Annotated in this window: 22 protein-coding genes; 8 read left to right on the forward strand and 14 right to left on the reverse strand. The window is 51.8% G+C overall.

The window, feature by feature from the left end; genetic code table 11:
- From DU002_RS15730 to DU002_RS15750, 5 genes are all read right to left on the reverse strand, one after another.
- A complete protein-coding gene (locus DU002_RS15730; protein WP_114339356.1) occupies positions 1-1,176 on the reverse strand; it encodes a heme biosynthesis HemY N-terminal domain-containing protein in 1,176 nt (391 codons plus the stop codon).
- Positions 1,173-2,498, reverse strand: coding sequence for a uroporphyrinogen-III C-methyltransferase (locus tag DU002_RS15735; RefSeq protein WP_114339357.1), 1,326 nt, complete (start codon positions 2,496-2,498; stop codon positions 1,173-1,175). Before DU002_RS15735 ends, DU002_RS15730 begins: the two co-directional genes overlap by 4 nt.
- Entirely contained in the window at positions 2,491-3,255 is a 765-nt protein-coding gene (locus tag DU002_RS15740; RefSeq protein ID WP_114339358.1) for a uroporphyrinogen-III synthase, read from the reverse strand. The genes DU002_RS15735 and DU002_RS15740 overlap by 8 nt, the downstream gene beginning before the upstream one ends.
- On the reverse strand, positions 3,252-4,181 hold the full coding sequence (hemC, locus tag DU002_RS15745) for a hydroxymethylbilane synthase (RefSeq protein WP_114339359.1): 930 nt from the start codon (positions 4,179-4,181) through the stop codon (positions 3,252-3,254). The genes DU002_RS15740 and hemC overlap by 4 nt, the downstream gene beginning before the upstream one ends.
- Before the next feature lie 124 nt (positions 4,182-4,305).
- Positions 4,306-5,160: a DUF2914 domain-containing protein gene (locus DU002_RS15750; RefSeq protein WP_114339360.1), complete on the reverse strand. Its 855-nt coding sequence runs from the start codon at positions 5,158-5,160 to the stop codon at positions 4,306-4,308.
- Positions 5,161-5,365: 205 nt separating this feature from the next.
- Here DU002_RS15750 and DU002_RS15755 point away from each other — a divergent pair, with 205 nt between their 5' ends.
- A complete protein-coding gene (locus DU002_RS15755) occupies positions 5,366-7,891 on the forward strand; it encodes a class I adenylate cyclase (RefSeq protein ID WP_158538085.1) in 2,526 nt (841 codons plus the stop codon).
- 38 nt (positions 7,892-7,929) lie between these two features.
- Here the strand turns inward: DU002_RS15755 and DU002_RS15760 are convergent, their stop codons facing one another.
- Complete coding sequence (locus tag DU002_RS15760) at positions 7,930-8,622, reverse strand: alpha/beta hydrolase (RefSeq protein ID WP_114339362.1); 693 nt, start codon at positions 8,620-8,622, stop codon at positions 7,930-7,932.
- The gene (cyaY, locus tag DU002_RS15765; protein ID WP_114339363.1) at positions 8,622-8,933 is read right to left on the reverse strand and encodes an iron donor protein CyaY; all 312 of its coding nucleotides are present in this window, start codon (positions 8,931-8,933) and stop codon (positions 8,622-8,624) included. The genes DU002_RS15760 and cyaY overlap by 1 nt, the downstream gene beginning before the upstream one ends.
- Before the next feature lie 72 nt (positions 8,934-9,005).
- Here cyaY and lptM point away from each other — a divergent pair, with 72 nt between their 5' ends.
- The 7 genes from lptM (at position 9,006) to uvrD (ending at position 15,901) form a co-directional block, all read left to right on the forward strand.
- A complete protein-coding gene (gene lptM, locus DU002_RS19450; protein WP_199405261.1) occupies positions 9,006-9,176 on the forward strand; it encodes an LPS translocon maturation chaperone LptM in 171 nt (56 codons plus the stop codon).
- Between the two features lie 14 nt (positions 9,177-9,190).
- Positions 9,191-10,441, forward strand: a complete 1,251-nt coding sequence (lysA, locus tag DU002_RS15775; protein ID WP_114339365.1) for a diaminopimelate decarboxylase — start codon at positions 9,191-9,193, stop codon at positions 10,439-10,441.
- A gap of 99 nt (positions 10,442-10,540) precedes the next feature.
- Entirely contained in the window at positions 10,541-11,371 is an 831-nt protein-coding gene (gene dapF, locus DU002_RS15780; protein ID WP_114339366.1) for a diaminopimelate epimerase, read from the forward strand.
- Positions 11,368-12,057 carry a DUF484 family protein gene (locus DU002_RS15785; protein WP_114339367.1) on the forward strand — a complete coding sequence of 230 codons (690 nt, stop codon included), beginning with the start codon at positions 11,368-11,370 and terminating at the stop codon, positions 12,055-12,057. The genes dapF and DU002_RS15785 overlap by 4 nt, the downstream gene beginning before the upstream one ends.
- Positions 12,050-12,961, forward strand: a complete 912-nt coding sequence (gene xerC / locus DU002_RS15790; RefSeq protein ID WP_114339368.1) for a tyrosine recombinase XerC — start codon at positions 12,050-12,052, stop codon at positions 12,959-12,961. Before DU002_RS15785 ends, xerC begins: the two co-directional genes overlap by 8 nt.
- Before the next feature lie 6 nt (positions 12,962-12,967).
- Positions 12,968-13,696: an HAD-IA family hydrolase gene (locus DU002_RS15795; RefSeq protein WP_114339369.1), complete on the forward strand. Its 729-nt coding sequence runs from the start codon at positions 12,968-12,970 to the stop codon at positions 13,694-13,696.
- Between the two features lie 33 nt (positions 13,697-13,729).
- On the forward strand, positions 13,730-15,901 hold the full coding sequence (gene uvrD / locus DU002_RS15800; protein ID WP_114339371.1) for a DNA helicase II: 2,172 nt from the start codon (positions 13,730-13,732) through the stop codon (positions 15,899-15,901).
- A gap of 153 nt (positions 15,902-16,054) precedes the next feature.
- Here uvrD and DU002_RS15805 read toward each other — a convergent pair whose 3' ends face one another.
- The 7 genes from DU002_RS15805 to DU002_RS15830 form a co-directional block, all read right to left on the reverse strand.
- Complete coding sequence (locus DU002_RS15805) at positions 16,055-16,336, reverse strand: hypothetical protein (protein ID WP_114339372.1); 282 nt, start codon at positions 16,334-16,336, stop codon at positions 16,055-16,057.
- Positions 16,337-16,638: 302 nt separating this feature from the next.
- Positions 16,639-16,785 carry a hypothetical protein gene (locus DU002_RS19385; protein WP_158538086.1) on the reverse strand — a complete coding sequence of 49 codons (147 nt, stop codon included), beginning with the start codon at positions 16,783-16,785 and terminating at the stop codon, positions 16,639-16,641.
- Between the two features lie 40 nt (positions 16,786-16,825).
- Positions 16,826-17,125 carry a hypothetical protein gene (locus DU002_RS15810; RefSeq protein WP_114339374.1) on the reverse strand — a complete coding sequence of 100 codons (300 nt, stop codon included), beginning with the start codon at positions 17,123-17,125 and terminating at the stop codon, positions 16,826-16,828.
- A gap of 233 nt (positions 17,126-17,358) precedes the next feature.
- Complete coding sequence (locus DU002_RS15815) at positions 17,359-17,556, reverse strand: DUF1289 domain-containing protein (RefSeq protein WP_114339375.1); 198 nt, start codon at positions 17,554-17,556, stop codon at positions 17,359-17,361.
- Positions 17,557-17,770: 214 nt separating this feature from the next.
- Positions 17,771-18,658 (reverse strand): EamA family transporter RarD, encoded by an 888-nt coding sequence (gene rarD / locus DU002_RS15820; protein WP_114339376.1) that lies wholly within the window; start codon positions 18,656-18,658, stop codon positions 17,771-17,773.
- 89 nt (positions 18,659-18,747) lie between these two features.
- Entirely contained in the window at positions 18,748-20,241 is a 1,494-nt protein-coding gene (locus DU002_RS15825; protein WP_114339377.1) for a methyl-accepting chemotaxis protein, read from the reverse strand.
- A 23-nt stretch (positions 20,242-20,264) separates the two neighbouring features.
- Positions 20,265-21,110, reverse strand: a complete 846-nt coding sequence (locus tag DU002_RS15830; RefSeq protein WP_114339379.1) for a substrate-binding periplasmic protein — start codon at positions 21,108-21,110, stop codon at positions 20,265-20,267.
- Positions 21,111-21,116 lie beyond the last annotated feature (6 nt).

Below are 21,116 nucleotides of genomic sequence, written 5' to 3' on the forward strand. Positions count from 1 at the left end.
CTAGGTTAGATCTAAACTGCTTTGGCGATAATGTTTCAGCGCTTGGTCGGGGTTATTACTGGCCGCATGCACCTCTGCCAGTGCCACATGGGCGGTTGTCGATGGTGCCAGTCTTAGCGATTTCTCAAGGTAGGTTTTTGCGTCTTCCAGGCGTTTCGCTTTTAGGCTGAGTTGACCCAGTGTTGCCAGCAAGTGGGGATTCTCCGTTTGACCCTTTAGCCAATGCTTTGCTTCCAGTAACAGAGCTTCGGGCTCCGCTTTCAGTTTGACCACCAGATCCAGTAGTGCGCCATCGACCTGCTTGCGCAGTGCCTTTATCAGTATGGACTGCACTTCATCATCTTCGCCGCAGCGCAGCATTTGGCTGACATAACTGGCGGTAATGGTGGGATCGTGGCGCAGCTTGCGTGATAGGCTTTGCCAATGTTCCTGCAACCCTTGCCCACTCTGGTGAGAACCGAGCTGAGCAAAGTAACCCTGCTGTGCCTGTCGTTCTAGGGCATCGAGCTCAGCACTAGGCATACGCTTTGATTGTCGTAACGGTGTCAATAGATCCAGCAAGTTCGCCCAATCTTCCAGCTGTAGATACAGCTCCTTTAATAACATGACAGCGTGGGGGCTATCTGGGTACTCGCGCTGAATACTGCTTAATGTGGCTAAGGCCTGCTCTTTTTGACCCTGTTGGATCTGCAACCTCGCCTGCGTTAAAGCCACGGCTAACGGGTTGTTTCCCTGCTTTCTATGTGCCAATTTAAGGTATTCGTCGCGTCGCTCAACTAAATTTTGTGCCTGCGCGGCTTCTGCGGCACCGAGATAGTTAATGACAGGCAGCGCAGCCCCTTTGGCGCCTTTGGTCATCAGTTTTTCGGCGTTAGCCCATTCGCCGCTCATCAAGGCGAGCAGGCCACTGCGGGTAAACTGACGGGATTGACGTCGGCGGCGACCGGAGATCAATTCACGGGCTTGGCGGGTAGCGTTGATCGTGCGCTTCAGCAGCCATTCAATCAGCCAGATACTGAGTAGCGCTACGGTTAATAACAGGCTAAACGTCACAGCCGTCATTTCGATGGTGGTATGCCCTAGGGCGAACAGGACGTAGCCCTTGTTTCCAGCCAGCCCTGGTCCCAGGATGAGCCCTGCTGCGGCAATGACAATAAGAATGATCAGCTTGCTCATATCTGCTCGCCCTTATCTGCGCTGTCAGCTGCCGGTACCTCGTTGGCTGGTATCTCCTGCTGAGGCTGTGCTTGCGCTTCTGGGGACTCTTCTGGCGCTGCCTCGTCGGTTGGCTTGACGTCTACGGGTGGTGGCTCCGTGACGACGGCTTTGTCTTGCTGTACAGGCGCGTCGCTCTGCAGTAGTGACTTCAGGCGTTTTTCCAAGATCCGCTCCAGAGGTTGGCGAACCATAAAGTCTTCTGGATAGCTGGGCTCGATATTGTGCTTTTGCAATGCCAGAAGCTCTGCCTGCATCGACTTACCTAAGTCGGAGTCATCGATGAAGTAGGTATTGATCCATTCATGGGCGGTAGCTAGGGCGTCTTGATACACACCTTGCTGCTCGCGAAACAGGGCAAGCTGCGCCAGCATCAGCTTGGCACGCAGGTTTTCCTGCAGATACCAGCGTTGATCCGGTGCGAGTAGCGGTTCCACATCGTCCGTGCGTTTGCGTATGGTAATGAAATCATCGGCAAATGAATGCCAGGTTTTGATTAGGTTATCTTTCCAGTCTTCAGGTGAGTGACTGAGGCGGTTTTCTGCTATGGCCTCATCTAGATCAGGAAGAACAACCCCTTTCAGAGGCAGTTCAGTTACTTGACTGGTGAGTGCACTCAAGGTCAAGGCTATCTCACTGCGATCAAGATCCGGCAATGCTTTCAGTGCTGCCATATCTTTGGCTAAATCTGCGCGCAGCGGGATTAAGCTGGGATCTTGCAATTCAGCTAGGCGTTGATCCGCTTCCCGTAACAACATCAGAGACGTGGTGACATCGTGCTCTAACCACAGTTTATGGCCCGCCAGGCGCACCAGATAGTTGGTTTCTGCCAGCAGCCAATCACTTGGTTGACGGCTTGCCAATGACAATAAGGTATTACTGAGGCGATCCATCTCTACCGATTGGCGTTCAAAACGGCCATCCCAATCCAGCTTTAATGCTCCGATTTTGGCGGACAGTTGGTTGAGGGGCTGCATCTTATCTAGCTGCAGTTGCTGTTGTAGTGCTTTTGATTTGAGTTCCGCGATATCAGTACCGGCGTCGTGCCCTCGTTGATACAGGTGATAGCTGATAAACAGTAGCAGGGCGATAGCGATCACTGACAGCAGCAATGCCAGCTGTGCGAGTCGGCTCTTGGCCGGCGAATTGGTAGCCGCTTTGCTGACCGCGGCAGCCTTAGGCTGCGGCTCTGTTTTGGCCGGTGAAGGCGTCGTTGATTCGGCCTTGGCGGATGAGGTGTCTGCGTCGGGTTGAATGTTTTTATTATTCTCTTGTTCAGCCATTGGCGTTACCTGTGTTGGTCATTTCTGACAATACCCTGATGACGGCATCATCACTTGCGCCTTGAGTATTGATAATATTAGTAAAATTAAGCGATTGTGCGATCTCTTTCACGCGTTTACTCGGCACTAGTAGGGTAAGTGCTTGTTTCTGTGCTGAGTTCTCTGGGATTACCTGGTCGATTAACTCGACCAGCTCAGCGCTGGTGGCTAATAGCGTGTTGATTCTTTTCTGTTTTAAGATATCGGCCAAGCGTGAGGTGTTGCCATGGGGCTGGCGTCGGTAGAGGTCAAAACTGTGCACAACGGCACCGCGTTGTGCTAATTCGTCTTCTAGCAGTGTGCGCCCGCCTACGCCTTTGAGGATGACGACCTGCTTAGCCGCGATAGCGTTGGGCTGCAGCGACGGCAGCATCAGTATGCCTTCACTGTCTGCATGCTGGGGCACGGTGGCGTTTACTCCCAGAGCCTGCCAGTGAGTGGCTGTGGCATTACCTATGGCAATCGTTTCGCTGGATGGCCAGTGGGTTACGGTGTCAGCCAAGGCGAACAAAGCATATTGACTGGTGGCTATCACCTTGTCGTCGGCGCAGAGCTTGGCGAGTTGCTGCGCTGCACTTTTAATATCTGGGCCGGGCAGGATCTGTAGCAGCGGTAGTAGTTCGCACTGACAACCAAGCGCTGCAGCTTTAGCTTGCAGCGCTTCTCCTCGCCCTTGCGGTCGGGTGATAAGCATTCGGATCCCAGCGGGAGCACTCATGCGTCGTTGTATACCTCAGCCAGTACTTTATCAGCCCCTTGCGCCAGCAGGTCATCGGCGACCTGATGACCTAAGCTGACGGCATCAGCAATAGGCGCTCTGGCTTCAGCGGTGTACATCACTGAGCCGTCTGGGTGGCCGACAAGACCGCGTAACCAAAGTTGCTGGTCAACGATCTCGGCATAGCTGCCGATCGGCACCTGGCAACCGCCTTGCAATCTCAGGTTCATCGCGCGCTCTGTCGTCACTCTCGCCGTGGTGGCTTCATGCTGCAATGCTGCCAGTAGGCTTTGCGTTTGCAGATCATCGGCACGACACTCAATACCGACGGCGCCCTGGCCGACGGCTGGCAAGATCTGTTCGGGGCTGAGTTTGGCTCGGATACGCTGCGGCATCTCTAAACGTAATAAGCCTGCGGTAGCCAGAATGATGGCGTCATATTCGCCGGCATCCAGCTTGGCTAAGCGGGTATTTACATTGCCCCGTAGATCTTTGATCACCAGATCTGGGCGCTTGCTGCGCAATTGACACTGACGACGGAGGCTTGAGGTGCCAACCACGGATCCTGCTGGCAGCTCGTCGATACTGGCGAAGTGATTACTGACAAAGGCATCGCGGGGATCTTCCCGTTCGCAGATGGTGTGGAGCAGCAAACCTTCGGGAAAGTCGACGGGCACATCTTTCATTGAGTGCACAGCGATATCGGCACGGCCCTCAAGCATAGCGACTTCCAGCTCTTTAACGAACAGACCTTTGCCACCGACTTTCGCCAGTGGTGTATCAAGGATCTTATCGCCTTTGGTGCTCATAGGTACCAGTTCGATGGTGAGATCCGGATGAGCAGCCTGCAAGCTGGCTGCGACAAATTCGGCTTGCCACATGGCCAGTGGACTTTTTCGTGTTGCAATGCGGATGGTGTGAGTCATAACAGCGGATCAATATCGATAGATAAACTCATCCTACCATGCTGTTATGGTCAGGTCATCGTGGCTACTTGCTGTTTGTTTTTAAACAGAGTTATTCGATCTGCACTACGCGTTGCTAGGCCGTTTAAGGTTGGCGATAGAAGTCGTAATAGGCCAATAATTCTTGGCTTGGGCCACGTAGTTCTACCCGCCATTGTCCCGGCAAACTGGCAGAGATACGCTTACTTGAATAGGTACGCCAGCGATCACTGCCCACACGGAGTGAGATATCAGCGATCACTCGTTCATTGTAGAGCCAGCGATGATGCACGGTTTTTCCTGCTAACCCAGAGAGCTCGGTAAAGTAGTACAGGGTTTGTAGCTCCCCCCCTGTGACGATGCTGCCTGCGGGCAGTTTGTCTTGTGGCTCTTTCTGAACAATGGCGGTGGTGAGCGTGTGGCGTTCCACCAGTTTTGGTTTTAGCAGCGCCATGCCGATAGTGTCAGTGGGTACGGCTGGCTCTGATGCTGCCTCCTGTTCAAGGGTCATTATCTGCTCAGCTGCCGGCGTCTCCTCGATTGTTGCTGGTGGTACTTGTAACGGCGCGCTGTTTGCCGTCGCCGGTTCACTTGGTAAGGCTACGGGTGGGTGTTCGACGTCGATCTCTGCTGTTTCGTCTGCTGCTGGCTTGGGTAACTTTGCTGCCTCAGCGGCAGGCGTCTGTGGTTGCACTTCAGCAGCTAGCCGTTCTGTTGCAATGGGCAGTACGGCGGCGACAGGCAGCGTTCTATCTACGTCATTTGCCACAACGACAGCGCCTTCGGCAGCTAGGGTGTTGTTCGCTTTTTCATCTATAAAAACAAAGTAAAACAACAGGCTGGAGGCACAAGCCAAAGCCAAAATCAGGCCGCAGATACGCCGCCAATGCCACTGATGCTCGATCTGTGCGCTTGGTTCTGGTGGCGTGATATTAACTTTGATATTGAGTGTTGCGGGCATGGATTAATGTTGATCGCTTGTTAATAGATAAAGGAATATACCCAAAAACGCTTACAACAAATAGGGTTGTTGGTTTACTGAGCAATTGAGTACTGTTATGCTGCTCACAATACCAACAGAAAATACCGCCTTGATCACGCCGTTTGCCTGGTGCAATGTGGTTCACCAATAACAATTATTTAACAGGTTGCAGAGGTCGGTTGATTTGCAGATTGCACAGTTAACGAGAGTGAAGCAGCGGGTTGTCAATTACAACCAGCTTCGTCTCAGCCGTGCGGAAGCTGGTCTGACCACTGTGGGGCGTCGTGTTTTCCGCCTGTTACCTACCCTGTTCCACTTCAATCATCCTGAACTGCCCGGCTTTGTTTCCCTCGATACGCCGTCAGGTATTGCCAATTTTGAGCCCAGTAATCAGCAGCTTTCGTTAACCGAAGAGCTGATCCGCAATATGGGCGGTGCTGGAATTGAGCAACTACCAAGCCCTCAGCAGACCGATATTATTGGCCTCTACTGCATGGGCTCGACCGCTTCTATCGGTCAGTGCAGTGAAAGCGATCTGGATATCTGGGTGTGCCATCATTGCCATTTAGCACCGGCCGTACTTGAATCCCTGCGCCTGAAGTGTGAGCAACTCACCGCTTGGGCTGCAACCATGGGTGTTGAAGCCAATTTCTTCCTAGTGAACCCCGAGCAGTTCCGTAGTGGTCACAATCAGGTGCTCAGTGAAGATAACTGCGGTAGTGCGCAGCACTGGTTGCTGTTAGATGAATTTTACCGCAGTGCAGTCCGTATTGCCGGGCGTCACCTTGTTTGGTCATTGATCCCTGCCGATCAGGAAGCGAATTACAACGAAGTTGTAGAAGGCTTTTATGAAAGTGGAGAAGTGGATAAGAGCGAATGGCTGGATATGGGCGGTTTCAGTGGTGTTCCGGCTGAAGAGTATTTTGGTGCGACGCTTTGGCAGCTTTATAAGGGGATCGACTCTCCCTACAAAGCCGTTATCAAAACTTTGCTGATGGAGGCGTATTCCCACGAATACCCGCACAGTAAGCTGCTTTGCGTGGAACTGAAGCGTATTCTCCATGAGGGCTGTGACGATCCGCTGCTGTTAGATCCTTATTATCGTATGTTGTTAAAGGTTACTGACTATCTTGAGAGTCAGGGCGATATGCAGCGCCTAGATCTGGCACGTCGTTGCTTCTATTTGAAAACCCATGAAAAACTGAGTTCTCCGGATCGCCATGAGGGTGAGTGGCGACGGCAAGCGATCCGTGAACTGGTAGATAGCTGGGGCTGGGATCAGGAAAAACTTCGTCATCTAGATAATCGCAGTCACTGGAAAGTGGAACAGGTGCGTGTGGCGTACACTGAGTTGCTGGATACGCAGCTACTTAGTTTCCGCAAACTAATTCAGTTTGCCCGTGACAACGATCTCTCTGATGCGATTAATCCCGAAGATATCTCTATCTTGTCACGCAAACTCTACTCCGCATTTGAAAGCTTGCCCTCGAAAATTAACCTGATCAATCCGCAGATATCTCCTGATCTCCATGAGCCGGAAATCACCCTGATTGAGGTACCGGAAGGGCGTAAAGTTGATGCCGGTTGGTATCTGTATAAGCGCCCGTTGGAAACCTCAAAATTGATCGGGGCCAAGCCACAAAAGCATGCCGATTCACTGCTGAAGGTCATGAGTTGGGCGCATTTTAATGGCGTGATGACGAACGACAGCGAGCTTTATCTCTATCGCCAGTGTAGCGCGCTGGATCTGCGGACGTTGCAACAATGCAGCAGTGATTTACGCAATTGTTTTCCGGTACGGCGTCCGGCGGTGGACAAGCAAGCGTTGTCGCGACCTAGTCAGATTGGTCAGTTAGCGGTATTCATCAACTTGGTTGCCGATCCAACGGTACGTTGGCGCGACCGCGTGATCGATTTCGATGTCAGTAGCCATGATGTGTTGAAATTTGGCCCCGAGCAGCAATGCTTGGTGACAAGTATTGATCTGCTTTATCTGAATAGCTGGAATGAGCTGCATGTAACCAGCTTTAGTGGTGAGCAAGCGCTATTGGATGGCATTAAAGCGATCACCAATAAGATGAGTAAACATGCCAGCCCGCCGACGCAGATCGACCTGTTCTGCTACAGCGAACAGTTTTCCAGTCAGATACGTCGTCGCGTGCAAGGTATGCTGCAAGAGTCGATAGAGCATCGTCTGCATCGCGATTGTCACCGCCCTCACCTGATGGTGGTACCTATCGGCCGCGACAAGTATGGTTTGACCTTCTCGGCAAAAGAGGTCAGCAGTCAGCAGATCGATAATTCCGTGGACCTGTACCGTCATATCTCAAAATGTAAGCGCGAACATGCGGCAGTGCAGTTTGATGACAGTGGCGAGCTGATGGTGCCGAAAGTGGTGGAGGCCAATGCCAGTGAAGGCTTAGTCCAGTACTTCTTTGAACAGTTGGCTGATCAACTGAATATCTACGTGGTTGATGAGAACAATCGTGTCGAGGCCTATGGTGACTACAACGGTAGTCGGGAAGATCTCGTGCAGAGTGTGAACCGCTTCTTCACCTCTTCGGAGCAGGCGTGCAGTGCGGAGCAGGTAAACTTTAATCTGCCACAGTTTTACGACATTGTTAGTATGGGGAGTGATGACGTGCAGGTGCAGCCGTACCGTTCATGCCGTCAAAGTGTCGCTGCCGAGCCAGTACCGCAAGCAGTCTGACCCTTCAGTATTAAATCCCCTGTTGTCGCTATTTTCGCTCAGTCGTTGAGTGGTGGCAGCTGTTTCTGAATAAACCCACCGATCTCCTTGAGCTCATTAAGATCCACTGTGTGGGCGAGCGGATAGGTATTGAACGCCACGTTAAAACCATTTGCTGTTAAAGTCTCGACGGCGGCTTTACCTGCCGCATAAGGCACCACCTCATCTTGTGTGCCGTGACCAAAAAAGATCGCTAGTTGGCGATTTTCCGGGCTGGCCTGCCCCGCCATCAAGCTGGGCTGACACAGATAGGTTGATAATGCTACCAACCCTGCCAATGGCTGCGCATATCTGACCGCGAGATGCAGTGCGATAACGCCTCCTTGAGAGAAGCCTGCTAATAAGATCCTAGATGACGGGATCCCTTTAGCGATTTGTTGCTCTATTAGTGCGGTGACCTGCTGGCACGACACCAGCACCTCATCCAGCGGTGCTCTGCCCTCCAGATCCATGCTTTTGATGTCGTACCATGCGCGCATCGCCATACCGTTATTAATGGTCACTGGGCGCACGGGGGCGTGGGGAAAGATAAAGCGAATACGATGATTTTCCGCTAGATCCAGATAGGGGGGGACACCAGCAAAGCCATCACCGGAGTCGCCCAAGCCATGCAGCCAGATCACGCAGGCATCTGCTTCCTGTTTTGGGTTCAGTTCTACATAATCGAGTGGTTCTAAGCTGCTATCGGCCATTAGAAAGAGACCTCTTCGCCACTTTGCTGTTTGATGGCGCTGCTTAATACAGTAGTAAATTCATCACCGCTGCGATCATCTATCCACTGACCATCAACATAGTTGTAGTGATAGCCACCAAACTTGGTTGCTAGCCATAACTGATGCAGTGGTGCTTGCTTGTTAATAATAATTTTACTGCGATTTTCGAACTCCAGTGTCAGGATCCCACCTTGGCTTTCATAATCGATATCGGCACCGGCGTCATCGATTGCTTGTTCAATGGCGCTCATCTGTTGATCGGCTAATTGGTGATATTGGCTATCGTTCATTCTTGGTCCGCTTTGCTTTTATCCGTATGGGTGCGATTATAGAGGTCATTTTGATTCAGATCACCGACTGCCATGATGGAAAAGAAAATAGGCTTACTACTGGCGTGTGCTTTGCTACTTGCCGCGGGTTGCGGCAATAAGGGAACGCTTTATCTGCCAGAGAAAGCGCCTGACCCTGAAAAAACCGAACAAGTAGCTGCGCCATCCGCAGTTGATGAAGTAGAAGCTGTGCCTGTTGATTGATAAGGAATACGCATTTGGACCATTTTAATTATCAGGACGGCCAACTGTTTGCCGAACAAAATCCTGTGACTGACTTGGCGTCACGCTTTGGTACGCCGCTGTATGTTTACTCTCGAGCAACGATTGAACGTCATTTTCAAGCGTTTGAAACCGCTGCTGGTGATCACCCTCATCTGGTCTGCTATGCGGTGAAAGCGAACTCAAATATTGCCGTCCTGAATGTATTGGCGCGGTTGGGAGCTGGGTTCGACATCGTATCGGCTGGAGAGCTAGCGCGAGTGGTACAAGCGGGTGGCGACCCTTCGAAAGTGGTTTTCTCCGGTGTGGCGAAAACCGAACAAGAGATGGCTTACGCCCTGGAGTTGGGGATCCACTGCTTTAATGTAGAAAGCAGTCAGGAACTTGATCGCCTAAACCATGTGGCTGAATCTATGGGCGTGCGTGCCCCGGTATCTATCCGGGTTAATCCAGATGTCGATGCGAAAACCCATCCCTATATTTCTACCGGGTTAAAACAGAACAAGTTTGGTATCGCCATTGAGCAGGCTCCGGAGATCTACCAGAAAGCCGCCAGTTTGAGCCATTTGAATGTGGTGGGAGTGGATTGCCATATTGGTTCGCAGTTGACAGAGTTGTCGCCGTTTATTGATGCACTCGATCGGGTGCTGACTCTGGTCGATAAGCTGGCTGAGCAAGGTATTGAGATCCGTCATCTGGATGTTGGTGGTGGTTTAGGGGTGACCTATGACGATGAGACACCGCCGCATCCGGAAGTGTATGCGAAAGCTTTACGTGAGCGGGTCGCTGACCGTCCTGAATTGACCCTGTTGTTTGAGCCGGGCCGGGCAATTATGGCCAATGCTGGCTTGTTACTCACCAAGGTCGAGTTCATTAAGCCCGGTGATGAGAAAAACTTCGCCATTGTTGATGCGGCGATGAATGATCTTATCCGCCCTGCGCTCTACAGTGCTTGGCAGGCGATTGTGCCAGTGGTGCCACGACTGGATGAGCCGGAAGCGGTTTACGATATTGTTGGTCCGATCTGTGAGACCGGAGATTTCCTTGGCAAAGATCGTGCGCTTGCGCTGCAGCCAGGAGACCTCTTGGCGGTGCGCTCAGCGGGGGCTTACGGCTTTACCATGAGCTCAAACTATAACTCTCGACCTCGTGCTGCCGAAGTGATGGTTGATGGTGAACAGGCGCATCTGATCCGTGCGCGGGAAACCCAAGCTTCGTTGTGGCAAGGGGAAGCGTTGTTGCCCTAGTCTGGCTGCGGCTTGGCTAATTTAGTCTTTTCAATTTGTCGGTGCTCGTTATATCTTCGAGCCTGCGAATAGCGTACAGAATATTGCGGATACGAGTGGATGCTGGTTAATTTTTCCAAAATGCATGGTTTAGGTAATGATTTCGTCGTCATCGACAGCGTTACTCAGAACGTGTTTCTTTCCAAAGAACAGATCCGGAAATTAGCGGATCGCAATTTTGGTATCGGTTTTGACCAGCTACTGGTGGTGGAGCCACCGTACGATCCTGAGCTTGATTTTCATTACCGCATCTTTAATGCCGATGGTAGTGAGGTTGAGCAGTGCGGTAACGGTGCCCGCTGTTTCGCTCGCTTTGTACGCTCCAAAGGGCTGACCAACAAGCAGCGTATCGGGGTGACGACTAAATCAGGCAAAATCGTATTGCAGATCGAGCGTGAAGGCGGTGTCACCGTTAATATGGGGGTGCCAGAGTTCGAACCCTCGAAAGTACCGTTGCGTGCCAATAAACAAGAAAAGACCTATCTTGAGCGTGTCGGCGATAAAACGGTGTTTTTTGGCGCTGTCTCCATGGGCAATCCCCACTGTGTGTTGGAAGTGGATGATGTGACCAGCGCTGATGTTGAAGGCTTGGGCCCTTTGCTGGAGCAGCATGAACGCTTTCCTGAGGGCGCTAATGTCGGTTTTATGCAGATTGTCTCCCGTGAGCATATCAAATTGCGGGTATTTGAACGTGGCGTAGGCGAAACCCTGGCCTGTGGCACCGGGGCTTGTGGCGCGGTTGCTGTGGGCTATCTGCAGGGGAAATTGGCCGAAAGAGTGCAGGTCGATCTGCCTGGTGGCAGTCTGGTGATCCGCTGGCAAGGCCCGGGCAATCCGTTACGTATGACGGGACCGGCGGAGTTTGTATTTGATGGACAGATTAACTTATGAGTGAACAATCTAGCGAAGAAGTAGTATTGGCAGAGCTGGACGATATCCGGGTTTCCGAGTATTTGGCCCAGCATCCCGATTTTTTCGCTCAACATCCTGAACTTCTCAGTGAGTTGCGTTTACCCCACGCTGAGCGTGGCACCATCTCTTTGACGGAGCGTCAGCTCACTGTCTTGCGGCAGCAGAACCAGCAGCTGAAAGAGGAGATCACTGAGCTGATGTCGATGGCATCGCGCAACGAAAAGATTTTCCGCGTTTATAGTCAGCTATATACCGATCTGTTGAGTTGTCATCAGATCAGTGAGGTGCAGAAGCTGTTGCAACAACATTTGGCAGAACAGCTGGGATTGCCCGTGGTGGCCCTGCGCTTATTTGACTATGCCGGCGACCGCCAGTTGACCTTGATCCGTGATGACGCTGAGCAGGTACTTACTCGTCGCCTTGGCGGTGGCAGCTGCTACTTTGGTCGTTTGGGACAGCAGGAGCAGTGGTTGCTGTTTGGTGAGAAAACGGTCGAATCGGCTGCGTTGTTGCTGATCGGTGAGCCGGGAGAGGCGCACGGTATTTTAGCCATTGGCAGTCATGATGCTCACCATTTTGAGCCAGATATGGACTCGTTATTGGTGGATCAATTGCGGGCGCTGTTATCGACTCTGCTGCCTCGTCTGCTTACGGCTGATGAGTAGCAAACCGGCTGCTGCGCTGGAGCATTGGATCCAGCGCTTTCTCGACTATCTGCGTTATGAACGTGTGTCCTCGCCCCATACCTGCAAAAATTATCAGCGCACTTTAAATCACTTCAGTATAGAGATGGCTGAGCATCTGCCTGATTGGCAGGCGCTTAAACCGAGTTATATCCGCGAGTATATTAGTGAATTAAGTTTTCAAGGGCTGGCTGCCTCATCGCTTAACTTGCGACTGTCGGCTCTACGTAGCTTCTGCCGTTTCTTGCTGCGAGAAGGGGTCCTTCAATCTAATCCGGCGGATGGCGTGCAAGCGCCAAAGCAAGCTAAACCGCTACCAAAAAATATGGATGTCGATGAGCTAAATCAGTTGCTCGATATTCAGGATGACGATCCGCTCGCATTGCGGGATAAGGCGATTTTTGAGCTGTTTTATGCCAGTGGCTTGCGTCTAGCGGAACTAGTGTCACTGGATATGGTGATGGTGGATCTGCGAGAGCAGGAAGTGAGGGTCACAGGTAAAGGTAATAAAACCCGCATCGTGCCCTTTGGCAAGCAAGCCCGTGATGCGATCAAAGCTTGGATAAAAGTGCGGGGAGAGTTAGCCCCCGCTGATGAATCGGCGCTGTTTGTTAGTCAGCGACGCCAGCGCATGTCCCCCCGTAGCGTCGAGGCGCGGTTAAAACTTTGGGCCAAGATCCAGGGGCTGGGTGACAACGTCCATCCACACAAGTTACGGCACTCCTTTGCTACCCATATGTTGGAATCATCAGGTGATCTGCGGGCAGTGCAAGAGTTGCTAGGGCATGCCAACCTGAGCACCACACAGGTATATACCCATCTAGATTTTAATCATCTGGCAGAGGTCTATGATAAAGCCCATCCGCGAGCTAAGCGTAAGGAGTAAGCTGACATGATCCCGCAATGGCGCTGTTATCGAAGCTATCATGCAGCAGATGCGATCAGCTTCGATCTCGATGATACGCTCTATGATAATGTGCCGGTGATCCTAGCCGCAGAGCAAGGTACTTGGGAGTTTTTGCAACAGCAGGTACCGCAATGGCAGCAGTACCGCCGCGAGCAATGGTTGGCGAAGCGTCATCAACTGGTTAAGCATTATCCGTTCTTGCAACATGATGTCAGTCGCTTACGCCGTTGGGCGATCCGCGAGATGGCATTGGCGGTGGGCGTGAATCGCCGCGATGCCCGGCGCTTGAGCCATGATGCCTTTGAGCATTTTTTACTGTTGCGCAATCGTGTCGTTATCGCCGATGAAGTACATCAACTTCTGGCGCAACTGGCCGAACGCTATCCTTTGGTGGCGATCAGTAACGGCAATGTTAGCTTGGAAGCGATCGGCTTGGCTGAGTATTTTGATTTGGCGTTGTTTGCTGGTGAAGGTTGGCCAATGAAGCCCTCCCACTGTTTGTTTCGCGAAGCCGAACGGCGGTTGAAGCTTAAGCCCCGTCAGCTTCTGCATATAGGTGATAACCTGCATGCAGACGTTCATGGTGCCCATATGGCTGGATGGCAAAGTGGCTGGTTTAACCTGCAGCAAACGGAGCTACTATATGAAACCACGACATGTTCGCTGCCGACCTTTGAATTCTCTGATTTAGCCGCTCTCTATCGGTTGCTATAATACTGCCTTCAAATTATCTCCAAGAGTGTATTGATGGATGTTTCTCACCTGCTCGATGGCCTGAATGAGCATCAGCGACAAGTGGTTAGTGCCGCCCCCTGCAGCAAATTGGTGTTGGCAGGAGCTGGCTCCGGTAAAACTCGGGTACTGGTGCATCGTATCGCCTGGCTAATGCAGGTGGAACAGCTCTCTCCCCACGCTATTCTGGCGGTGACCTTTACCAATAAAGCCGCTGCAGAGATGCGCGGGCGGGTGGAAAGATTGCTTGGTAGTAATGTTCGCAGTATGTGGATAGGGACCTTCCATGGCTTGGCGCATCGCTTGTTGCGTGCCCATTACCGCGATGCCAAGCTGCCGGAAGGGTTTCAGATCCTTGATGCTGAAGATCAGCTGCGGATGGTTAAGCGGGTGATCCGGGCGATGAACCTGGATGAAAAGCAGTGGCCACCGCGGCAAGCATGCTGGTATATCAATGGCCAGAAAGATGAAGGCTTAAGGCCAGAGCATATTGATCATTTCAATGATCCGCAGGCGCGGGTGCAGCTGGATATTTATCGAGCCTATCAGCAAGCCTGTGACTTGGCGGGGCTGGTCGACTTTGCTGAACTTCTATTGCGCGCCCATGAACTGTTGCGGGACAACGAACATCTGTTACGCCATTACCAGCAGCGCTTTGGCAATATTCTGGTGGATGAGTTCCAGGATACTAATGGCATTCAGTATGCGTGGTTGCGCCTATTGGCTGGCAGTCAAGGCAACCTGATGATTGTTGGTGATGATGATCAGTCGATCTACGGTTGGCGCGGTGCCAAAGTGGAAAATATTCAGCAATTTCTGCAGGACTTCCCTACCGCTGATACCGTGCGGTTGGAGCAAAATTACCGTTCCACGGCGACCATTCTCAATGCTGCCAACGCCCTTATTTCTAATAACGCTGGGCGCTTGGGTAAAGATCTATGGACCGATGGTAAAGAGGGGGCGCCCATCTCTGTGTATGCCGCCTTTAATGAACTGGATGAAGCGCGGTTTATCGCCGGGCAGATCAAGCAGTGGTTGGACGACGGCAATGCCTTGAATGACGCGGCTATCTTGTATCGTAGTAATGCCCAGTCTCGGGTACTGGAAGAGGCTCTGCTACAAGCGCAGTTGCCCTATCGTATATATGGTGGTCAGCGCTTCTTTGAACGGCAAGAGATCAAGGATGCGTTGGCCTACCTGCGCTTAATCAGTAATCGGGATGACGATGCCGCGTTTGAACGGGTGGTGAATACGCCAACCCGTGGCATCGGTGATCGCACTCTAGGCATTTTGCGCAGTCATGCGCGCGACGAAGGCAGTACCCTTTGGCAGGCAGCCCAAAGCCTGTTGGCGAAAACGGGATTAGCCGGTCGTGCCGCGAAAGCGGTGGAAGGCTTTCTCGCTTTGGTGCAACAGTTGGATGACACCGTTGATGATTTGCCCCTGCACAGTCAAACTGAGCGGGTGATCCATGGCTCAGGTTTGATGGCGATGTATCAGGCGGAAAAAGGTGAGAAGGCGGAAACACGGGTGGAGAACCTGAAAGAGTTAGTTTCGGCCACCCGCGGCTTTGTGCCACCGGAAGATGCCGAGTCGATGCTGCCGCTGGACGCCTTCCTTTCCCATGCTGCGCTGGAAGCGGGTGATTCCCAAGCTGATGAATTTGACGATGCTGTGCAGCTGATGACGCTGCACAGTGCCAAAGGTCTCGAATTCCCACTGGTGTTTATGGGTGGGGTTGAAGAGGGGATGTTCCCCAGTCAGATGTCTTCCGAGGAGCCGGGGCGTCTGGAAGAGGAGCGCCGCCTCTGCTACGTCGGTATGACCCGTGCTATGCAGCAGCTCTATATCTGTCACGCTGAAAGTCGACGGATCTATGGCCGGGAGAATTATCAACGCCCTTCTCGCTTTTTGCGAGAGATCCCGGAGAAGTATCAACAGCAGATCCGTATTCGCTCGCAGGTGGTTAGTGCGCCTGTGCAGCAGCCTAACCGTTTTAGCCAAGCGCCGGCACAGTTTGCTGAAAGCGGATTGCACTTAGGCCAGCGGGTAGCACACCCGAAATTCGGTGATGGTACCGTGCTGAATTACGAAGGTGTGGGTGAGCAAAGCCGGGTGCAGGTTAATTTTGACGATGCTGGCAGTAAATGGTTGGTGGTGGCCTACGCCAGACTACAGGGGTTGTAACGCCCCAGGGCTCGTCGGCTCTCTTCCTTGCGCCATAGTGGAATAGTTTTACAGTGGTGACGACAATGGTTCGGCCGCGTCATGGGTAACACCCCATGACATAATGCGGCCGCATTATGTCACCGAGGTAACAGAGCCCGTTGCCGTGGCAGGCTAGTTTGTATAGCTGTCGCTGTAGGGGTCATCACTCTCTTCATCGAGCGCCGTTGTCATCGGCTCATCGAAATTATCTTCTTCAAAGTAACCCCGCGCCTCCAGTTCCTGAGCCATGCAATCCATTAGGTACTCGGTTTGATCGACCGTTGGGATCTGTTGTGAGTCAGCCCATTCTTGGCAGAGTTGACGCACTTCATCTTCGGCAAATACCGAGGCGGGCTCTGCAAATGCTTTACCACCAAAGCAGCAGAAAATAACTAGTAGGTATGATGGTTTCATTCGTCTCACTATCCATGTTGTTGAGTTGAGTAGGGTGTCGCCAATCGATCAGGTTTGGCAGATAAAATAATGTCACTATTCTGGGAAGAAAAATCAATTGATTAAGTTTGATTTTTTGGCCTAGGTACCAATTTTTATATTTTTTGATTCTTTATTAATCAATGGTTTAGGTGCCTTTTTATTAGTGGATTCAGATGTAGTGTCTCACTATTGGTCGCTTGATTTTGGTGCTGGTATTGGGATCTGCTTAGGGGAGATAGCAGGGGTTTTGACACCCCTGCGCGGGTTAACGCGGGAGCTCGCTAGTTTTTATATCTCTTTTGATTTTTACCATGAGCTTGTGGTGATTGATCATCCCAGTCGTCTGTTTGCTGATCATGACTTTTTAGCTTTTTACGCTGCTGCCGCAGTTGTCTTTTCAACTTGCGGTCATGCTGCTCGTCACTCATAAACTCTTTCATAGCGGTCAACTATCGATTATTGGGGCCGTTAATACGCTTCTGGCGCAGGCTCGTCGAGTTCGACCTCTTTCGCGTAAGGGTCGTCGCCTTCACCTTCCATCTCTAACTGTTCATCAGTGGCTTGCTCGTCGTAATAGCCCCTCGCCTCCAGCTCTTCTTGCATGCATTTCGCTAGGAACTGGTGGTGTTCTGAGGAGGGGACCTCCTCGGCTTCCGCCCACTCTTCGCAAAGCATTCTTACCTCTTCTTGCTCGTAAGGCGGAGCGGGTTCAGCAATGGCCGCACTGCTGATGGAAACAAAAAAACTTAACAGATAAATAGGCTTCATTGTGGTGTTAACAATCCAAGTTATTGACCCCCTCAGTTTGCGGCTGATTGGTGAAGTTTGGCGAGTGAAAAATATTCATCGTGATATAAAGAAAAACTAGCCAAACAGTATGGCGTTGCGGTCGGCGCTGCTGTGAGCCGTGGCTTATGATTTTTAAAGGGGGGCAACTGTTCGGATGGCATGCATCAGCGAAGCAGCGGTATTTGATAGGGTAAGAGCTATGAAGCTGTTGGTTAGCGTTGTCGTTCACTGCGGCGCATGAGGCACTCCTCTAGCATCTGTGCCTTATGCTCTTTACTTGACTCCCTCCACGCCAATATCTCTTCGAGAGAGCGAAAGCAGCCCAGACAGATATCGTTATCGTCCAAACAGCAGTTGCGGACGCAGGGCGAGCCTGTTGTGCGGTGTGCTTGCTGGATTTTATCAACCATGATCTACCACCATTACTTCCCTATTTAATAAATGGCCTAACTAATTAGAATATAGCCTAAGCCACCGGTGTCCGCGCAACTAATCAGTCATGGCTGTGCAGTCACAGTGGCTGTATCGAAAGGGATTGTGAATGTGGTACTCGGCTTGCCCCTCTTTGAGAGTGCTCACCCGTTTTAGCTTGTGTCAGATATCGGTTCTCTGTTGACCCTTATATCAACCAAGCGTGTCAGGTTTTTTTCTCAGACTGTCATAGGTGAATAGCGCCAGCCCTGCCCAAATAAAGCCAAAGGTAATTAATCGCTCGAGCTGCAGTACTTCGCCATACAGGCCAATGGCTAATAAAAACATACAGCTGGGCCCTATATATTGGAAAAAGCCGAGGGTTGATAATGGCATGCGTTTAGCCGCGGCGGCAAAGCAGAGTAACGGCAAGGTGGTGACCACGCCGGCGGATATCAACAGCGTGTTGAGGTAGGTGGTATTTGCCGATAGGTCACTGCTGGCAGAGTCGAGATTCGCCCAGTAAACGAGCGCTAGCGGCAGTAGCAGTGCGGTTTCTAGCAATAAGCCGGTGAGGGCATCTACGGGGATCTGTTTACGGATCAAGCCATAGAGGCAGAAGCTACTAGCAAGGGTTAATGCAACCCAGGGCAAGGTACCGAGTTGAAGTAGAGGGATGAGTACGCCAACCGCAGCCAATGCGACGGCTCCCCACTGTAAAGGGCGCAAGCGCTCACCGAGGAATAACATGCCCACGACGACATTGAATAGTGGGTTGATGTAATAGCCCAGGCTGGCCTCCAGCATCATGTCGTGGGAGACCGCCCAGATGAAGAGACCCCAATTACCAGCGATTAGCACTGAGCTAAGGGTTAACAGAGCAAGGTATTTGGGCTGACGAAACAGCTGTTGTACCTTATTCCAGCGCCCCGCTAGCAGGATCACTACCAGCAGCAATAGGAACGACCAAACCACACGATGGATCAGCACTTCAGGGGCGCTTATGCCTGCTAACTGTTTGAAGTAAATAGGCGCAACGCCCCACATCAGATAGGCCGCTAAAGCGAAGAGGGTACCGTGACGAGCGATAGAGGTTGTCATTGCCGTTGTTCTGAAGGGTAACGCGGCGATAGTAGCAGAGAGAGATGGCGGGAGATAGCCTTGCTTAGCTACCTCCCAGAGAGTCGGTCCTACAAGCTGAACTTACCTAGCTCCCCTTTCAAATCACTACTAAGCGCGAGTAATTTTTCACCGTGGCGATGGATCAGTTGGGCGTCGTCTTCGACCTGTTGTGACAGGCTGTGGATCGAGGTGACGTTGCGGTTGATATCTTCTGCCACTGAGCTTTGTTCTTCCGCAGCGGTGGCGATCTGGGTGTTCATATCGTTGATGCTGGTGATATTGAACTGGATCTGATCAAGCGACTGGCCGGCACTTTGTGACTGCTCTATGGTGTTATCGACAGCGGTGCGACTCAGTTGCATGGCGTCGTAAGCATTGTTGGCGGCGGATTGCAGCTGCTCGATGATCACTTCAATCTCTTGTGTGGATTGTTGCGTACGTTGTGCCAGGCTCCGAACTTCATCGGCAACGACGGCAAAGCCTCGACCTTGTTCCCCTGCCCGCGCAGCTTCGATCGCTGCGTTCAGTGCTAACAAGTTAGTTTGTTCGGCAATACTCTTAATCACTTCCAGCATTGAGCCGATGTTGTCGCTGTTATCCCGTAACTGCGAAATTCGCTCCGCAGTTTCGCTCATATCATTGCCGAGCCCTTCAATCTGCTGAATAGTCTGGCCAACAATACCGCCACCCTCCTCTGCCAACGCAGTGGTTTCACGGGTGCTGGCAGCGGTCTGATTAGCATGCTGGGCAACTTCATGGGTGCTGGCAGACATCTCGTTAAGTGCAGTTGCGACTTGCTCTGTCTCTTGCAATTGTTGGCCGGTAGCTTGGGTGGTGCCTTGCACTGTGCGGGTCATTTCGTTGGCGGCAGCGGATACCTCCTCTGCGGAGTGAACCACTGAGCTGAGCAGTTGATGCAGTTGTTCGATGAAACGGTCGAAGTTATTGGCCAACAAGCCGATCTCATCATCGCGATCGATGTGCAGTCGGCGGGTGAGGTCGCCGCCGCCCGCGGCTATTTCGCCCAAGGCATCTGTCACCTGCTGCACTGGCTGAACTACCAATGAGCGCAGCGTCATTAAGTTGGTGATCTGTAATGCGATTAACAGCACGATGACGATGACTAAATAGGTGAGCAACACGCCGGTGAGCTGTTCGTTGGCGCTGTCCTTGCGGTAGCTGATCTCTAAGGTGCCGATCTTATCTTTGCCTTCCCACAGCAGATTGACGGTTTGCATGACGATATCGGCAGCTGCCGGCTCGTCACCGGCTTGGGTGACATCACCTAAGGCTTTGCCTCGCTGGTCCACTGCCTTAATTTGATAGACAAAAGGATACTTGCTGAAAGTTTCCAGAATGGTTTTTATCTGATCCTTGTCGTAACTGTAGACCGGCTCCTGCATCACCACGGATAAGGCTTCGCTGGTGTCTCGCATATTATTGTCGAGACGTTCCATGATGCCGCCACGGGCGACCATATAGCTGATCGTGAAGATTATCAGCATAACCACCAAGGATGCTGCCGAGAGCGCCACCATGGATTTTTTGGTAATAGAATTCATCGTCTTTTTGACTCCAGTGAGCGTTACAGGCTGTTGATATCCAACCAAAATTCTTTGCGATTAACCGGTGTTTTCGGATCCATTAGCGGGTTGGGCAGACGGATCACCGTACGTTGTTTGAGTTTACTCAGTTGCAGTGCCTCTTTAATCATCGGGTGGTTAAAGAACAGCTTGTCGTAACTGCCATCAGCGATCGCCGCTTCAAAGCCTTTGTAAATTAGATCGTGAAGTTTTTTATCGTCTTTATTGACGAAGAAGTACATGGCAAAGGGGTAGATCAATAGCACGTTGTCATCGACCTTAAGTCCCAACTCTTTGTTTCTCTGAACTTCGCCCCAAGGTTCGTTGACCGCTCTGGGGAAGTAATCAAAACGGCCACCTTCTAACATAGGAAACAGGTTGTGGTATTTGATGGTGGTTGCCACCGGAATATCATTTGCCTGCAAGATAAACGTGTCACCCCAAAATCGCCCTTGGCCAGCGGTTAACCTTTTTAGGTCGGCAAGATTCTTGATGGCGCTGAAACGCGCTTGATCGTTGCCGCGGATGATGAATATACGATGGCCGAGCAAGCCCTTAAGTACCGGGATACGCACCGGTGCCATTCTTTTTTCAAAATCGGGTGTGGTGCCTGCCCACATTACCGACATCTTACCGGCATCGATCATCTCCATCCCGCGGGCTTGGTTGACCGGCTCGCTCAAAGCCTGATATTTGGTGCCGGGTGCAGATTTGGAAAGCGCTAACTTTAAGATGTCGAGGAACAGTGCTTCGCTATCGCTGGCGACCGGGTTGTGGATCAGCGGGGCTGCATGCATGCTAAAGCTGAAACAGCATAGCGTGAAGAACAGGGTCAGGGTACGTCGCACGTGGGC

This window comes from Corallincola holothuriorum, from assembly GCF_003336225.1.
Taxonomy (GTDB): Bacteria; Pseudomonadota; Gammaproteobacteria; order Enterobacterales; family Neiellaceae; genus Corallincola; species Corallincola holothuriorum.

Bases quoted from the DNA above. Each gene is read 5' to 3' on its own strand.
- DU002_RS15730 (WP_114339356.1), bottom strand. From the start codon at position 1,176: ATGAGCAAGCTGATCATTCTTATTGTCATTGCCGCAGCAGGGCTCATC.
- DU002_RS15735 (WP_114339357.1), bottom strand. From the start codon at position 2,498: ATGGCTGAACAAGAGAATAATAAAAACATTCAACCCGACGCAGACACC.
- DU002_RS15740 (WP_114339358.1), bottom strand. From the start codon at position 3,255: ATGAGTGCTCCCGCTGGGATCCGAATGCTTATCACCCGACCGCAAGGG.
- hemC (WP_114339359.1), bottom strand. From the start codon at position 4,181: ATGACTCACACCATCCGCATTGCAACACGAAAAAGTCCACTGGCCATG.
- DU002_RS15750 (WP_114339360.1), bottom strand. From the start codon at position 5,160: ATGCCCGCAACACTCAATATCAAAGTTAATATCACGCCACCAGAACCA.
- DU002_RS15760 (WP_114339362.1), bottom strand. From the start codon at position 8,622: ATGGCCGATAGCAGCTTAGAACCACTCGATTATGTAGAACTGAACCCA.
- cyaY (WP_114339363.1), bottom strand. From the start codon at position 8,933: ATGAACGATAGCCAATATCACCAATTAGCCGATCAACAGATGAGCGCC.
- lptM (WP_199405261.1), top strand. From the start codon at position 9,006: ATGATGGAAAAGAAAATAGGCTTACTACTGGCGTGTGCTTTGCTACTT.
- dapF (WP_114339366.1), top strand. From the start codon at position 10,541: ATGCTGGTTAATTTTTCCAAAATGCATGGTTTAGGTAATGATTTCGTC.
- DU002_RS15785 (WP_114339367.1), top strand. From the start codon at position 11,368: ATGAGTGAACAATCTAGCGAAGAAGTAGTATTGGCAGAGCTGGACGAT.
- xerC (WP_114339368.1), top strand. From the start codon at position 12,050: ATGAGTAGCAAACCGGCTGCTGCGCTGGAGCATTGGATCCAGCGCTTT.
- DU002_RS15795 (WP_114339369.1), top strand. From the start codon at position 12,968: ATGATCCCGCAATGGCGCTGTTATCGAAGCTATCATGCAGCAGATGCG.
- uvrD (WP_114339371.1), top strand. From the start codon at position 13,730: ATGGATGTTTCTCACCTGCTCGATGGCCTGAATGAGCATCAGCGACAA.
- DU002_RS15805 (WP_114339372.1), bottom strand. From the start codon at position 16,336: ATGAAACCATCATACCTACTAGTTATTTTCTGCTGCTTTGGTGGTAAA.
- DU002_RS19385 (WP_158538086.1), bottom strand. From the start codon at position 16,785: ATGAGTGACGAGCAGCATGACCGCAAGTTGAAAAGACAACTGCGGCAG.
- DU002_RS15810 (WP_114339374.1), bottom strand. From the start codon at position 17,125: ATGAAGCCTATTTATCTGTTAAGTTTTTTTGTTTCCATCAGCAGTGCG.
- DU002_RS15815 (WP_114339375.1), bottom strand. From the start codon at position 17,556: ATGGTTGATAAAATCCAGCAAGCACACCGCACAACAGGCTCGCCCTGC.
- rarD (WP_114339376.1), bottom strand. From the start codon at position 18,658: ATGACAACCTCTATCGCTCGTCACGGTACCCTCTTCGCTTTAGCGGCC.
- DU002_RS15825 (WP_114339377.1), bottom strand. From the start codon at position 20,241: ATGAATTCTATTACCAAAAAATCCATGGTGGCGCTCTCGGCAGCATCC.